The organism is Paenibacillus sp. Aloe-11, assembly GCF_000245715.1.
In the GTDB taxonomy this organism is placed as follows: domain Bacteria; phylum Bacillota; class Bacilli; order Paenibacillales; family Paenibacillaceae; genus Paenibacillus; species Paenibacillus kribbensis.
In genome coordinates this window covers 5,042-19,203 of the sequence record NZ_JH601049.1, presented here as the reverse complement: position 1 = coordinate 19,203, position 14,162 = coordinate 5,042, and the positions used below count along the sequence as shown (strand labels likewise).

15 protein-coding genes and 1 pseudogene are annotated in these 14,162 nt (G+C 49.3%); 3 read left to right on the top strand and 13 right to left on the bottom strand.

Features of this window, described 5'->3' with window-relative positions; genetic code table 11:
* The 6 genes from WG8_RS06055 to WG8_RS06035 all read right to left on the bottom strand — a co-directional run.
* On the bottom strand, positions 1–635 hold a 635-nt coding region (locus tag WG8_RS06055), incomplete at its 3' end, for a nucleotidyltransferase domain-containing protein (protein WP_007429243.1).
* Positions 636–694: 59 nt separating this feature from the next.
* Complete coding sequence (locus WG8_RS06050; protein WP_007429242.1) at positions 695–1,183, bottom strand: lasso peptide biosynthesis B2 protein; 489 nt, start codon at positions 1,181–1,183, stop codon at positions 695–697.
* A 1-nt stretch (position 1,184) separates the two neighbouring features.
* Positions 1,185–1,487, bottom strand: a complete 303-nt coding sequence (locus tag WG8_RS06045; protein ID WP_007429241.1) for a lasso peptide biosynthesis PqqD family chaperone — start codon at positions 1,485–1,487, stop codon at positions 1,185–1,187.
* Positions 1,474–2,496, bottom strand: a complete 1,023-nt coding sequence (locus tag WG8_RS06040) for a hypothetical protein (RefSeq protein ID WP_007429240.1) — start codon at positions 2,494–2,496, stop codon at positions 1,474–1,476. The genes WG8_RS06045 and WG8_RS06040 overlap by 14 nt, the downstream gene beginning before the upstream one ends.
* 138 nt (positions 2,497–2,634) lie before the next feature.
* Entirely contained in the window at positions 2,635–2,766 is a 132-nt protein-coding gene (locus tag WG8_RS27060) for a paeninodin family lasso peptide (RefSeq protein WP_007429239.1), read from the bottom strand.
* A gap of 61 nt (positions 2,767–2,827) precedes the next feature.
* Positions 2,828–4,762: an asparagine synthase-related protein gene (locus WG8_RS06035; protein ID WP_007429238.1), complete on the bottom strand. Its 1,935-nt coding sequence runs from the start codon at positions 4,760–4,762 to the stop codon at positions 2,828–2,830.
* A 326-nt stretch (positions 4,763–5,088) separates the two neighbouring features.
* Here WG8_RS06035 and ligD point away from each other — a divergent pair, with 326 nt between their 5' ends.
* Positions 5,089–5,991 (top strand): non-homologous end-joining DNA ligase, encoded by a 903-nt coding sequence (ligD, locus tag WG8_RS06030; protein ID WP_007429237.1) that lies wholly within the window; start codon positions 5,089–5,091, stop codon positions 5,989–5,991.
* 71 nt (positions 5,992–6,062) lie between these two features.
* Here the strand turns inward: ligD and WG8_RS06025 are convergent, their stop codons facing one another.
* Complete coding sequence (locus tag WG8_RS06025; protein ID WP_007429236.1) at positions 6,063–7,007, bottom strand: YitT family protein; 945 nt, start codon at positions 7,005–7,007, stop codon at positions 6,063–6,065.
* Between the two features lie 192 nt (positions 7,008–7,199).
* Entirely contained in the window at positions 7,200–8,630 is a 1,431-nt protein-coding gene (cls, locus tag WG8_RS06020; protein WP_007429235.1) for a cardiolipin synthase, read from the bottom strand.
* A 124-nt stretch (positions 8,631–8,754) separates the two neighbouring features.
* Between cls and WG8_RS06015 the strand changes: the two genes are divergently transcribed.
* A complete protein-coding gene (locus WG8_RS06015; RefSeq protein ID WP_043890833.1) occupies positions 8,755–9,786 on the top strand; it encodes a M23 family metallopeptidase in 1,032 nt (343 codons plus the stop codon).
* A 19-nt stretch (positions 9,787–9,805) separates the two neighbouring features.
* Positions 9,806–10,279 (top strand): bactofilin family protein, encoded by a 474-nt coding sequence (locus WG8_RS06010; protein ID WP_007429233.1) that lies wholly within the window; start codon positions 9,806–9,808, stop codon positions 10,277–10,279.
* Between the two features lie 269 nt (positions 10,280–10,548).
* Here WG8_RS06010 and WG8_RS06005 read toward each other — a convergent pair whose 3' ends face one another.
* From WG8_RS06005 to WG8_RS28065, 5 genes and pseudogenes are all read right to left on the bottom strand, one after another.
* Positions 10,549–11,331 carry an ABC transporter permease gene (locus tag WG8_RS06005; RefSeq protein ID WP_007429232.1) on the bottom strand — a complete coding sequence of 261 codons (783 nt, stop codon included), beginning with the start codon at positions 11,329–11,331 and terminating at the stop codon, positions 10,549–10,551.
* Positions 11,324–12,244 carry an ABC transporter ATP-binding protein gene (locus WG8_RS06000; protein WP_007429231.1) on the bottom strand — a complete coding sequence of 307 codons (921 nt, stop codon included), beginning with the start codon at positions 12,242–12,244 and terminating at the stop codon, positions 11,324–11,326. The genes WG8_RS06005 and WG8_RS06000 overlap by 8 nt, the downstream gene beginning before the upstream one ends.
* Positions 12,245–12,364: 120 nt before the next feature.
* On the bottom strand, positions 12,365–12,862 hold the full coding sequence (locus WG8_RS05995; RefSeq protein ID WP_043890832.1) for a hypothetical protein: 498 nt from the start codon (positions 12,860–12,862) through the stop codon (positions 12,365–12,367).
* A gap of 120 nt (positions 12,863–12,982) precedes the next feature.
* The gene (locus tag WG8_RS05990; protein ID WP_007429229.1) at positions 12,983–13,969 is read right to left on the bottom strand and encodes an LCP family glycopolymer transferase; all 987 of its coding nucleotides are present in this window, start codon (positions 13,967–13,969) and stop codon (positions 12,983–12,985) included.
* 14 nt (positions 13,970–13,983) lie between these two features.
* Positions 13,984–14,162: pseudogene (locus tag WG8_RS28065) on the bottom strand (UDP-glucose 6-dehydrogenase); the annotation flags it as partial.

Below are 14,162 nucleotides of genomic sequence, written 5' to 3'. Positions count from 1 at the left end.
CGGTCCCACAATTCATCAAAAGAGGGTTCCCCGCCGGCATCCGGGTGGAGACGCCAATGCAGCTCCACCTCTATCCGCTTTTGCGGATGAAGGAAAGATGTATGATGATCCTTCCACTTCCAGCTGCCAAGGACACGCGTTTCTCCGCTTTTGGACTCATAACCGGCTTCCCGTATCCAATGCTCGGCTTCGTCCATGTCATCCGGCGCAATAAGCAAATCTATGTCCTTGGAGGTACGCAGGGAAACATCCCCGTACAATTGCTGCGCCAGTGCAGGCCCCTTGAGTATAAATACACGGAGGCCATGATCTATGAGCAGCCTGGTCAGCCGTGCAGCCTCTGCTTGAAGATGAAGCATGCGCAGCGTATTTCGTTGATATTGTGCCTGAAGGCTCCCCAGCAATGATGCGGGAATGGCCGGATGATTCGACTTTTTCAGTTGGAGATATATCAGCGGTACGACCCGATGGTGCTCTGCCAGACGCAACAGGCGAGTCCAGTCCAGCTTATGCAGATGGATTTCGGCGAACGTACGCTGCCATGGAGCAGCATCTTTTTTTAATAAAGAGAGTAACATCGTTAATTCATGATCCTTTTTCCAACTAGAAAGTTCCAGAAGAGAATTGGTGCGCATGCTTTTCTTCTCCTTCGATTGTTTGAACATCCTTTTGTCTCATCGCTTAAAGTAAAGAATTAAAGCCAAGAACGGTCTTGGCCTTGATTCGCTGTTTTCATATTTGCAGTCGAAGCACGCCTCCCGAAAAGACCCACCACCGTAAACGCCCCCATCTCCCGTTCACCTGTAACATAAATCGGTCCGCTTCGTACCCATGCATGTGCCGCCAACCGTCCCGCAGCATTTTTGGCTGTACCCAAATATAGCGTACAATCCAGCTTTCTGCGCCCCAGCAACGTCATCGCGGCGGAGGCCTGTACAAGACAGCTACTGCGCCATGGGGTGTAACGGCTTGCCAGCTCCACAGCGTGTGAAATATGCCGAATGGACTTTTCCTGCTGCGGGTCACATTGCCAAGAGGTTTCTTCCATACGTTTCCCCCATTGGCCTGAGTAATCCTCAAAAGAACGAAGCTGGCGAAACCTCGCCCATCCCAGCGCCAGCCAGGCTTCCAGCAATAATCTCCTGACCTCTGGAGCCAGGAGAAGAAGCCGTTGTACCCGCATATTAAAGCGTCTCCCGCTGGAGCTTTAGCAGTCCTTCCCGTTCCAGCTCAGCCACAAAGGCATGTACCTGCTGTCTGCACTGTTCCTCGTCCACTTCAAATTCACCAGTCAGGGCAGCTACGATCTCTCCGAGTGAAGGAGTGGACTCTGCCAATTCCCAGATACGTCCTCCCGTAAAGCCCAGGTTGTAATATTTTCCAGTATTAATGCTCATCATAACCTTTTCTCCGTCCATGTCACTGACATAGACCTCTTCATCGTACATGATACGGTAGTGGTCCTTGGTTCGATCAGTGGCTGCCATAGCTGTTTTCCTCCTTATGAATGAGTTCAAGTACCCGTTGTACAATCTCGGATGCGGTAAAAGCGGAGCTACTTCTGAGCAGTCGCCAGCCCTCCACTTTCCGAGCCATCCGGGCCGCTGTTCCAAAATACCATTCACCCAAACCCATTCGCGAAATTGTCCCCCTACGATATGTATGAAGTAGTAATGTATGCAAACACCCCAGTACGTTTAAGGGCTGTTCCGTAACCGCGGGCAGCTGGTTGGATGGCTCTGCTACAAGCTCGAATACGCCGCCCAGGGAAAGTGGTTCGTTATAAAATTCGTCTACTGTAGGAACGGCATATTTATTCCATTCACCTGTGAGCTTAAGCAGTTCCCCATATTGTGGCAGCGCAGGATGTCCAGACGTTAAAACAAGCCTGTGCTTTTGGGGACGCACATGCTTATTTCCCTGTAAAGACTCCAGTTGAAGCAGGCTGTCCAGCCCCAGCTTTTGTTGCGGATAAGCCGGATAAACGATGGGCTCGGATGCCGTAGCTTTTACAGCAATAACATCATCACTGACCATCAAATAGCCTGCCTGTCTAAAGGCAGCAGCCAGCGTCGATTTTCCCGCACCGGATTCGCCTACAAAAGCGTAAGCCTTGCCCCCGATAACGACCGCGCTCCCATGAATAGGAAATATGCGTCTTTGCATCAGAAGGATGCCCATGCATGAACCCAGCAAAAACAACCGTACAGTGTCCATATCGGCTCCGGGGTAAGGGCATACCTCAATCTCCCTGCCTTCCCTGACGGCAAAAATGGCTGTGCCGGGTATTTGCAACATAAAGCGCTCACCTTGTATCACATAATTCGTCTGCTCAAGCTGATCGCTCCATGCTGTCAAATCCGCCTGACGAATGATGACATCATCTGCCGCTCCCGATGCTGAAAGTACCAGTTCAGGAAGCTTCAACTCACTTGCAATTCGGAGTCCAAAGGCTGTATATTGACCCCAACCGACACTTACACTCCTGTTATGCACGATAGGAATCACTCCCTCTGTCCTTAAAAAAATCCCGTCTTTATTTCCTTGAGCAGCAAGCACCTCTAGCTCAAAAGAAATAAAGACGGCTTGTCATAGATCTATCTTTTATGACTGGCTTCAATGTATGACCATCTGTTAGCTTGGTGGATTATAAAGATCGGCATCGTGGTCGGACACCCAATCAATCTGTTTCCAGCCTTTCCCCGCCATGGTCTGGTTAATGTCCAGCACCTCTATCGTCGGTTCCTGCCATTCTTTTTTACTCATCTCATCACCTCCTTCCCACGAATGTGAACGATCCGGCGTGATCAGATTAGATTAAATCGGATCAGACCGAATCATTGAATCCACAAAGAAAACGGTACACGATCAAACTGTGCATAAGCAGTCGTATATTGGGATCGGACGCCTGTTCGGGACCGGGGTGACGGAGTTTCGACATGGCCGTCTTAATAAACTCTACATTGAGATATTCGGCGGTCCGTAAATCATGGCACATCATTTGAAGCTCCCCCATAAACGTATCCCAGCAGGGAATCATACGATGCAGCCAATCTGCAGGCTGCACGCCACGTACACGCTGGTTCAGCCGAACATCATCAGGCAGATGATCCTTCATAGCTGTACGAATGAGTGCCCGGTCTCGACCATTTTGCACATACTGCTCAAAAGGTACAGATAAGCAAAAGCGAATCACCCGGCTGTCTCCGGTCGGATCACGTTCCCACAGGCCATAACGCAAAGAAAGTTTGGTCGCGACTACACCATTTTTGTTGGCAATCGCGAGATTCGAAAATTTCTCTTTTCTCGTCTGATCGGCATTCTTCATCCAGCCTGTTCCACTTAATACCGGTACATCTTCTACATGCATCCGTTTGGCAAACTCCGGGTGAATCAGCGAAGGAACCGGGCTTCGTTGGCTACGAGATAACGATGCTCGAGAATCAAGCGAAGTCGCTTTTTTCAGCATGAGAGGTATCAGGCGGGACATACGTATTCCGGTCAGCCTGCCATAACTCCACAAGCCCTGAAAGGATTGCAGCCAGTGCATACGGCGAAACTGACGGGCATAATAGTCCAGTGCAGGGCCCCATGAAACGGTAAAATTGCCTCGTGCTCCGGTCAGCAGTACACCAACATTGTGTTCCTGGGCTTTTTCATAAAAACCTCTGATCCAGAAGGAATTTTCAAAATATTTATAGGGAGCCTCCATAAGCTCCAGCCAAATATCAATTTCGGAAAACGGGCTTTTCCCCTCAAAATCCAGATAATTTTCGTGAATGTTGCCTACATAGCGAGCCGTAGATTGAATATAGCTTTGTTCGTTCGCCAGCAATGCGGGCGATGTCCAATCCTCAAAATCCTGAACAGGTACATAGCTGTACGCATACAGCGGCTTCTGTTGCAAATGCAACGATGGCGCGGCAAAGCTGGCAACCGCTCCGGAATCCAGTCCCCCGCTCAAGGCAGCCCCTACGGCACGATGTGTCCGCAATCGGGCAGTGACCGCCTGTGAGAATACCTCACGGAACGCTTCTATGTACTCGCCTCTCGTTTTGAGCCGCAGCGGCTCTACCTCATTCAGACATGCATATTGATGGAGAATTCGCTTTCCCTCCTCCATAGTGAACCAATGTGCGGGAGGAAGCTGATTGATATGCTTGTAGGCGGTCGTGCCAATATCGACGGATTCCTGCATGGAGCGGATCGACAGAAATTCGGCCAGCCACGGCTCATGCAGTTCTTTTCGCAGAGAGGATAAGGTCAAGAGCGGAGCTACGACCGTGCTAAATGCAAAGCCTGAGTCATGCTGATAGGTGTACAGCGTACGGCTTCCCGTCATATCGCGAGCGCCGTATAAACGCCGTCGCTTGGCATCCCAAATAACAAAGGCAAAATCGCCTATCAAATATTGGGCCGCTTCCACCCCCCATTTGTCATATGCCAGTAAAATCAGCTCGCTATCCGCGATTTCCTGCCGTCGCGCCTGTCTGACCCCCAGCCGTTCAAACAGCTCGGAACGATTGTCCAAAATCGCATCCGCAGTGATAGCCAGATTTCGCTGCTCATCATAGAAGGGGAGGCGTTCATGGACCGATTCCGGGGTCACATGCTGGGCATGGCATCCCATAAAAATGGAGCCTTCACACCAGGCACATACGCGGTCAGCGGGATATTTTCGCAGGGCTTGCATCATTTTACCGCCTTCTTCGGCGCTTGCGGACTCACGCCCAAAGCTGTAGATTCCAGCAATTGCACTCACGTTCTCCCCCCTTTTTCTTTGCCTGATATGCGAGACCTATGCTTCTGTAATAGAACTCGATTTCCTGTTTACTCAACAGGTGTTGCCAGCTATGTACTGAATCCTGATGGGGCTGTAATGCTCCCCAACGAACGGGAGGCTAACTCTGCACAAGACACTTTAATAGATACAATTCGTATTCAATTATTAATTTATGATACATATTGTATCTTGTCAATCCCTTTGATGGATAAATTGTGTACATGACGCTCATCCTAATCCATAAGTACATCTTGTAAGAGCGATAGCGGTCGCCTCAAAGCTTTCCAGAGAAGGAGCGTAGCACTATGGGACAAGCTGTTAAAGGTACGATTAGCATTGAAGGTCAGGAAATTCCCATCACCAACCCGAATAAACCGCTGTGGCCGGAAGCTGGCGTGACCAAAGCGCTATATCTTCGCAAGCTCGCGGTATTGGCTCCTTTCCTGCTCAAATATTGCCAGCATCGCCTGCTAACCGTCATTCGCTGGCCACATGGTATTCACGGTGATTTTTTTTATCAGAAAAATGCCCCGCGCCCTCGGCCGGATTATATTGAAACCACGCTGCATGACGGTATTGAATATATCGTGCTTAACAAGCTGCCACAATTGCTATGGCTCGGCAATCAGGCTGCGCTGGAATTTCATCCCTCCCTGCATCAAGCGGGAAGCCACTTGCCCTGTGAATGGATGATTGATTTGGACCCGTCCAGAGAAGTGGAGCCACGCATTATGGAGGCTGCCTCCATCGTCGGTGAAGTGCTGGCTTCGCTTGGTTTGAATTCGATCCCCAAAACATCCGGAGCCACCGGAGTGCAAATTATCGTCCCGATTCGAACAGGCGTAACCTTCGACGAGCTTCGCAGCATCGGACTGCTGGTCGGACAGTTTGTGACGGAAAAACACCCGCATCTGTTCACACTGGAACGGTTAAAGAAGGATCGTGGAACAGCCATCTATTTTGATTATTTACAGCATTATCAGGGAAAAACGCTGGCTGCTCCCTATACCCCGCGGGCACGCCCCGGTGCTACGGTATCCACTCCGCTTACATGGGAAGAGGTACGACGGGATGTATCACCGCTTGACTATCATTTGCTGAATATTGAGGAACGGCTAAATCAGATAGGCGACTTGATCGGCAAGGTTCCTCCCCAGCCTGTCGAGGATGTTCTAAAGCATATGCGTGCCAAGGCTCATCCAACCTGATTTCCGCCTATGCAGCACAAAAAAGGGGACAGCCCCCGCAACCATAACGGTTGAGGAATTGTCCCCTTGAGCTAGTGTATTCCCTTTTTCTTAAAACGTCCGCCCTTCACATCGTGAATGTTGCCAATCGCCACAAAAGCATGAGGGTCCCAATCTTCAACGATGTTTTTCAGCTTCGCTTCCTCCAGACGGGTGATGACGACGAAAATGACTTTTTTGCTGTCACCTGTAAAGCCGCCTTCACCTTCCAGGTAGGTTACGCCCCGTCCCAGACGATCTGTCAGAGCATCCCCGATGTCGCGGTATTTTTCACTAATAATCCAGACCGATTTGGACTGATCCAGACCTTCAATCGTAATATCAATCATTTTCATGGCAATATAATAAGCAATCATGGAATAGAGAGCATTCGGCCAGCCGAATACAAAGCCTGCGCTTCCCAGAATGAAGATGTTCACGAACAGGACGATCTCACCGACCGAAAAAGGAGTTTTTTCGCTGACGAGAATAGCTACGATCTCTGTTCCATCCAGCGAGCCGCCGGATCGAATCACAAGACCTACCCCAACGCCGAGAATAACACCGCCAAAGATAGCGCCGAGCAGCGGTTCGCCAGGTGTCAATGCACTTACATTGTGAAGTAATGCGGTTCCGATAGACATGACAATAATGCCGAATAATGTGGATAAAGCGAAGGTTTTACCGATTTGTTTGTAGCCGATAACTAGAAATGGAAGGTTCAACAGGGTCAGGAAAATGCCGAGCGGGTAACCAGTAATCTTGGAGGCCATAATGGAGATACCTGTAACACCTCCGTCAATGACGCCGTTGGGAACCAGGAATATTTCCAGGCCCACTGCCATCAGAGCCGCACCAACGACAATCATGGCTGCACGCTGCAACAGGCGTTTTATTTTGTTCTTAGGATTAGCTGGAATTTTGCTGATCTTGGTCAACTCTCCGGTCACATCTGTGATCTCAGATAAACTTTGGACTTCCTTGCTCACTACACTCATATATAAATCCCCCCGTTACAATATGATATATGGGACAAAAAAGGGGCTGCTACCCGCAGTCCCCTCTTCTTTACCGCGCTATTTATATAAATAGTATATCACAAAACTGTGATTTTGCGCAAAAAAGTTAGTAAAAAGCACATAAATCTCAATAAAGCGGGATTATATTGATAAAAACGGCGAAAACCGCCTTTAAAGGAGTGGAGAGAGCATGCGAGTTAGAATTTCAGCTATTTTCTGTGCTCGCGACCGTCTGCGGAATACATTTAAATCTATGCGCGAGGAGTTGGAAATGTCCTCTTCAAAGTCGGTCGAAAGGCGTTCCAGCGCTGAACGCGCAAAGAGTACAGCAGTCAGCTCAAAATTATAGAAAAAGCTGCGCATGTCTATATTCGCGGTCCCTACTGAACCGAGCAAGTCATCCACAATCACCACTTTGGCGTGAATAAAGCCTTTTCGATATTGGTAGAACTCCACCCCCGCCTCCAGCAATTCCTGCACATAGGACAGAGACGCCAGGTGAACCAGCCTTGAATCCGATTGATATGGAATAATAATCTTCACATCTACACCGCTAACCGCTGCCAGCTTCAGCGCCTCTAAAATAGCCGGGTCAGGAATAAAATACGGTGTTGTAATCCAGATTCGCTGCTTGGCAACCGACAGCGCTCCAAAGCACATCTCCTGAATCGTATCCCATACCTGATCGGGACCGCTGCTCAATATCTGTACCTCCTCATCCGCTGAACAGGTATGCGGCGGAAACAAATTCGCATCCATCAATCTCTCCCCTGAAGCCAGCTTCCAGTCACTCAGAAACGCATTTTGCAGAAAATAGACACTATCACCTTCAATCTGCAAATGCGTATCCCTCCAAAATCCCACTTTAGGATATTTACCGAGGTAATCGTCGCCTACATTGATTCCGCCCACAAATCCGATCATTCCATCCACCACCACGATTTTACGGTGATTTCGGTAGTTGATCCGGCGATCCAGCGTGGCAAAAAACGGAGGCAAAAAATAATGAAACTCCACTCCCGCCTCGCCACAGGCGCGAATAAAAGAATAGGGCAAATTGTAGCTTCCCACGCCGTCCACCACAAATCGTACTTTAACTCCCTCACGTGCCTTACGAATCATGACCTCCTGGAATTTTCTCCCAATATCGTCTGCTCGAAATATGTAAAACTCCACATGAATATGATGCTGCGCCTGCTCCAGCGCGGTCAGCATCGCTTCAAAGGTCTCTTCTCCGTTGGTCAGGACTCGTGTGCGATTGCATCCAGTCAACGGATTCTCAGACATGCGAATTAACTGGTTAAACAGACGCTCCTGATGCCTGAAATGGGGGTTGTGCATTTGTTCCACCTGCTCAATCACCCTCGATTGAGCCCACAGACGCTCTTTGAATTCACGAAACAGCTGCGATCCTCCTTTTCGAATCATTTTGCGCTTCTTATAATCCTGTGCTACAAAGTAGTACACGACAAAGCCAACGAGCGGAAAGCAGAACAAAATGAATAGCCAGGCTACTGCTTTGGACGGCTTGCGGAATTCAAAGAGCAGGATTGTCCCAGTCTGAAAAATAAAAACGATTAAAACCAACAGCAACCACAGCATGTCCAGGCCTCCTTGTATATCTACGTTTTATACCAAGCTCTCTAATTTTTTTGACATGTTTGCCCCTTTATCTGAATAGATAGTAACCAAGCACTATAGGAGCGATGTCCGGAAAGGAGCGATTATGAAAAAAGGAAGCCTAAATCGCCGAATGACCTTGCTTGTCATTCGGGATGCACAGCAACCGCCCAAGCAGCTGCAATGCTCTACAGCCGCTGTCATTCTCGTCCCGACTCTTGTGATCGCGTCTATCTCTACACTCGTAATCGGGCTGCAAATCCGTTCTTCCCATATTATTTCCCAAATGGAAACGAATCTTGCTGTCCAGAGTTTGCAGATGGAGGTTACGGTAGCAGACAAGAATGCAGCCATCGGACGGCTACGACGCGAGGTCATGGAGCTGACGAATCAAGCAACCAGTATTCGTGAACGCCTCCAGCGCATAACGGAACTGGAACAGCAAATGCAGCAATTTATTCGTAAACATGGAAATTCCTCTAGCGCAAGCAGCAATAAATCAACCATAACCCCGCTCTCCTGGGATGCCTCCGACCATACCGGGGGCGAGTTCATTGCAGTTCACGAAAATACAGTCCTGCTGGCTCGCCAGGCCATGGATGATTTTCAAGAGATCGAATCCCTGCTGGACACGGTGGAACGCACGGTTCCCCGCTCTATTCAGCAGGCGAATGCCGTACAACAGAATCTGGAGCGTAAACAAGCTGCGCAACTGCTTCAGACCCGCAGGCTGGCTCTTGCCGAGCAAGGGAGGCCCTCCATTTGGCCTGTAGGCTCACGCCGAATGTCCTCCAGCTTCGGCTATCGCAGCGATCCGTTTACGGGCAAATCGGCTTTCCATTCAGGCGTGGACATCGCCGGACAAACGGGAGATCCCGTCTATGCGGCAGGGGCAGGCACCGTACTGGAGGCCAATTCCAGCGGAGCCCGCGGCAAGTGCATTATCATCCAGCATCCTGACGGACTCCAAAGCTGGTATATGCACCTGAGCGGAATGCAGGTGGCTCCAGGAGATCATGTCCAAAAAGGACAGACCATCGGCCTGCTGGGAAGCACCGGAAGAAGCACAGGACCTCATCTTCATTTTCAGATCGTCAAGCATAACCAGCCTGTCGATCCATTACTGTATGTACAATAAAAGATTGGGGGAAACCATCATGTTCAAGGAATCGAAAAGAAAGCTCTCCGCTCCTGTAACAGATACGCTGCTGGCTAACGGCACCAGCTTTGAAGGAACTGTTGAGGCTGAGGCCAATATTCGGATTGACGGTCATTTTCAAGGTGATATCCGCAGCACTCATACCATCATCATTGGAGAAACAGCTGTTGTGCGTTCAGACATCATTGCACGGGACGTTGTTCTTGCTGGTAAGGTATTCGGCAGCATCACCACAGAGGGACGGCTGACCATTACACCGACAGGCGAGCTGTACGGGAATACAGCCGCAGCCGCATTAATCGTTTCAGAAGGCGGCGTACTGGAAGGCACAAGTCAAATGGTCCGCACGAAGGATGCTGAGCCGTTGACCCAGGCGAACGATTCGAACGACGAATCCTTAACCCGTTCCGACACCTATCCCAGCAAAAGCCAAGAAAACAGCCAAGCCCCCCTGCAATCAGAAGCGGGATAACAGCTGGCTGACATTATTCCATTATATCCTCCACTCTGCACTTCACAAATAAATGATATACCTTACGTATGACGATTTTGATGCATGGCAATGATTAAACGCAAAATGCCCCTACTGATTGATTCTTGCTGAAAATAGATTAAATAGCGTTAACATAGAAAAAAAGGACGTCCAAATGGCAGGCATTTGAACGTCCTTTTTGTGATTTGAGCAATTTGCAGAAATTCTGATGCTATGGAAATCAAATCAGGCTGTGCAAGAGACTCGGATCAGGTTGCAACATCCCGTTTTACGAAAACGATCCAGGCAATGGCTATAAACACTACATAATAAGCGGCCAGCATGGTTAGAGAAAAGGTAAGATCAGAGCTTACCGTACCCGGCGGCATGTCAAGATATTTTTTCAGATCCATATGTGTAAAAAGTACGTATTTGGTCCATGCAAAACGATCTGTATTAAACAGGCCGATAGAATTATAGACAAATTTGGTGAACATCATGAACAGCGACAGTCCAATTGCCAAGGCGCTGGAACGAAAAACAGCGGACAGCATAAAAGCAAAGGCCATCGTCACGAATAAGGCGATATAGCTATACAAGAAATTCAGCGTTACGTAAGATATCGGATCACTGAACAGCGGAACAGAACCTGCTGGCGCATCCTTGGATAGCATCATCCAAGAGGACAGCGTAACCATCAGGATCAAAATGATCGTTCCGAGCAAACTGAACAAAATAACGGATATATACTTGGACAACAGAATTTTGCTGCGTGTCCAAGGCCGGATGAGCAGCAGCTTAATCGTTCCCCAAGTAAATTCACCTGCTACCGAATCAGCGGCAACAATGACCGTAAACGTCGTATTGAGGAAAAATGTAAACATTGTCGTCAACGCAATCCCATCCCACACACTGACCTGATCGGAAATCAGGGAAATCAGCATCGGAATCACAGCAGTGATGACCGCCAGCAGCCCCAGCATAATCCATGTGCGGACACGCAGGTAAATTTTCAGATTTTCGTTATGTACCAGCTTGGAGAAGTCAGCCAATGGACCCGCCTCCCGTCATTTCCAAAAATTGATCTTCCAGCGTACGGGCAACCGGGTGAATCGCATATACTTTGACTCCGTTGGCAGCCAGCAGGCTATTCATCTCTGCGATCTGTTCCCGCTCCAGGTGAAGCAGCAGGTGATTGCCCTCGACGCGCCCTGCTCCGGCAAGCGCACAAGCTTGCTCGGCATCATTGACCTCAAAAGCAATTTCCACCGTCTGCACTTCTCCCGCCGTATTTTTCAGCTGCTTGATATCAACCAGCCGTCCGCTTTGAATAATGGCTACACGATCACACATCAGTTCCATTTCGGATAACAAATGACTTGATACGAATACGGTAATTCCCTCGGTACGGCTCAATTGACGCAAATAATCCCGCAGTTCGCGAATCCCCTGCGGGTCCAGACCATTGGTCGGCTCGTCCAGCACGAGCAGCTTCGGTCGATGCAAAATCGCCTGAGCTACTCCGAGTCGCTGCCGCATCCCGAGCGAGTAGGTTTTGACCTTATCGTGAATCCGGTTTTCGAGCCCTACCAGCCGTATCGCCTCATCCACACGCTTCTGGGTCACCCCCGGAGACATTCGTGCAAAATGTTGCAAATTTTGATAGCCTGTCAAAAACTTGTACATCTCCGGATTTTCAACAATCGCACCGACGTGAGAAATAGCCTTTTCAAAATCCGTATTCATGCTGTCTCCACAAATATGAATATCGCCCTTGCTTATCGAAATCAGGCCAACCATCATGCGGATCGTGGTCGTTTTTCCGGCACCGTTGGGTCCGAGGAAACCAAATACCTGTCCTGCCGGAACCTCCAGCGTCAGATCGTCCACAATCGCTTTCGAGGAGATGATTTTACTCACACCCTCCATACGTATGACGGGAACCTGTCCTGTCGCTTGCTGCATGCTATGAAACTCCTTCCATCCGGAGTGAAGCCCAACTCTTTTTCTGTTCATTTCCGGTTTTGGAAGTATTATACCATATTTAACCTTTCAGAAACACCTTTCGAGAACACCTTGTCACGTCTATTCCTTTCCCCTGTATACCCAAACCCCCCGCCACTCCTCACCTTCCTGCGTCACATAACAAGGCTGTACAATATCAAAAGTGCCGAAACGGGTCTTGTAATGCTGGGTGACTGTAATACGGTAAGCCTTTCCTACCCCTTCTCCATCCTGATCTGTACGTATATCATATTCAGCCTGCGGCTCCCCCAGCTCAAACGTAAACGTATCCGTCCCCATATCCTGCATAAAAACGTGTGCACGCTGCTGTACATACGTAGACTTCTCGAATTTTTTCTTCATTTGTGAATGAAAAAGCTCCCATGAGCCGCCGAAATTTCCCGATTGCTCCATGGTGTAGAAGTCGTTCAGCACTTTTACCGCTTGACTATCCTCCCCCGTAGACATGACTCCGCGCAGTCCCAGCCACAGCAGCCATAACAATCCACATATCAATGCAAAATACAACAGCCTGCGAATGAACATGAGCATTGAAGCTGCTCTCCTTCTAAATAGCACCGATTGCCCCTCCCTCTGCTGGACGATCTACTGGATACTCTACAGATGTATGTGGGACAGGATGAGTTTAGAAGAAAATAACGGGTCCACTCCTTCAAGTGCACCCGTCTTGCATTTCGCTTAATTAGGCGATACGGCCGTGGTGAGCAAATGCTTCTCCAGCAGCTCATGAATACGCTGTCGTTCCAGATCATCCACGAAATAATAATATACTCCGTTGATTTTACTTCCGTGCCCCTTTAATTCAACCGTATCTGTCTGTTTGAGAGACGGGCCGATCCGGGTCAGAAAGGTTGTCATATCGTCAAAGGTCATATCCGTGCGAATTTGCTCCCCCGCTGCCTCCAGAATCGGTTTGGCCTTGAGCAGCCCTTCCTTGCTGACCGACTGTGCAAGAATCTGCTTGAGCAGTTCGCGCTGGCGGGCGTTTCTCCCGAGATCCCCACGCGGATCATCAAAACGCATACGAGCATAGGCCAACGCCTCTGTTCCATTCAATGTCAGATTCCCCTGTGCAAAATGATGGCCCTCATACTGAAAATCAAGTGGATTGTTAATCGTAACTCCCCCCACCAGGTCAACCATTTTCGCAAACCCTTCCATGTTCATCTGTACATAGTAATCTATCGGATGGTTCAAAAAATGCTCTACCGTACGGATCGACATGTCCACTCCGCCAAAAGCAAAAGCGTGATTGATTTTGTCCTCACGTCCCCTGCCGATCAGCTCTGTTCGCGTGTCACGCGGAATGTTGAACATCAGCATAGAGCCTGCCGCCGGATTTACGGACAGAACGATCATCGTATCCGAACGGCCCGAATCATGCGGACGCTGATCTACGCCCAGCACCAGCACGGTGAACGGCTTGAACTGGGAAATGGCTGCAGGATTGGGTGCACTCGGCCCATTGTCTGCAATGACTGAACGTCCTGCTCCGCCTGTCGCAACAGCAGAGACCACCCCTGGCTGGACAAGGCTGCGCGGATGATACATCGCATGGGCCGCCGTTTTAAAGGAATGATACATATAAGCGGTGTAAGCAGCAGCACCCACGAACAACAACGCAGCAGCACCCAATACTATTTTCATTTTCAGCCATCGTTTCATACGCAGCCTCCCCTTTACGGATTCATTACGGAGCGCTGATAATCTACATCCATATTGTTCAGCTGTGGCCTGCCGACCGAATAATACGCAAAGGCCGACCGCCTGATCTGCTCTTCGCTGTATACATTGCGTCCATCGATCATAATGGGGTGCTTCATCAGCTCATTCAGCTCACCCAGCCCCACCTCGCCAA

Bases quoted from the DNA above. Each gene is read 5' to 3' on its own strand.
- ligD (WP_007429237.1), top strand. From the start codon at position 5,089: ATGGGACAAGCTGTTAAAGGTACGATTAGCATTGAAGGTCAGGAAATT.
- WG8_RS05990 (WP_007429229.1), bottom strand. From the start codon at position 13,969: ATGAAACGATGGCTGAAAATGAAAATAGTATTGGGTGCTGCTGCGTTG.
- WG8_RS06050 (WP_007429242.1), bottom strand. From the start codon at position 1,183: ATGCGGGTACAACGGCTTCTTCTCCTGGCTCCAGAGGTCAGGAGATTA.
- WG8_RS27060 (WP_007429239.1), bottom strand. From the start codon at position 2,766: ATGAGTAAAAAAGAATGGCAGGAACCGACGATAGAGGTGCTGGACATT.
- WG8_RS06010 (WP_007429233.1), top strand. From the start codon at position 9,806: ATGTTCAAGGAATCGAAAAGAAAGCTCTCCGCTCCTGTAACAGATACG.
- cls (WP_007429235.1), bottom strand. From the start codon at position 8,630: ATGCTGTGGTTGCTGTTGGTTTTAATCGTTTTTATTTTTCAGACTGGG.
- WG8_RS06000 (WP_007429231.1), bottom strand. From the start codon at position 12,244: ATGCAGCAAGCGACAGGACAGGTTCCCGTCATACGTATGGAGGGTGTG.
- WG8_RS06015 (WP_043890833.1), top strand. From the start codon at position 8,755: ATGAAAAAAGGAAGCCTAAATCGCCGAATGACCTTGCTTGTCATTCGG.
- WG8_RS06045 (WP_007429241.1), bottom strand. From the start codon at position 1,487: ATGGCAGCCACTGATCGAACCAAGGACCACTACCGTATCATGTACGAT.
- WG8_RS06025 (WP_007429236.1), bottom strand. From the start codon at position 7,007: ATGAGTGTAGTGAGCAAGGAAGTCCAAAGTTTATCTGAGATCACAGAT.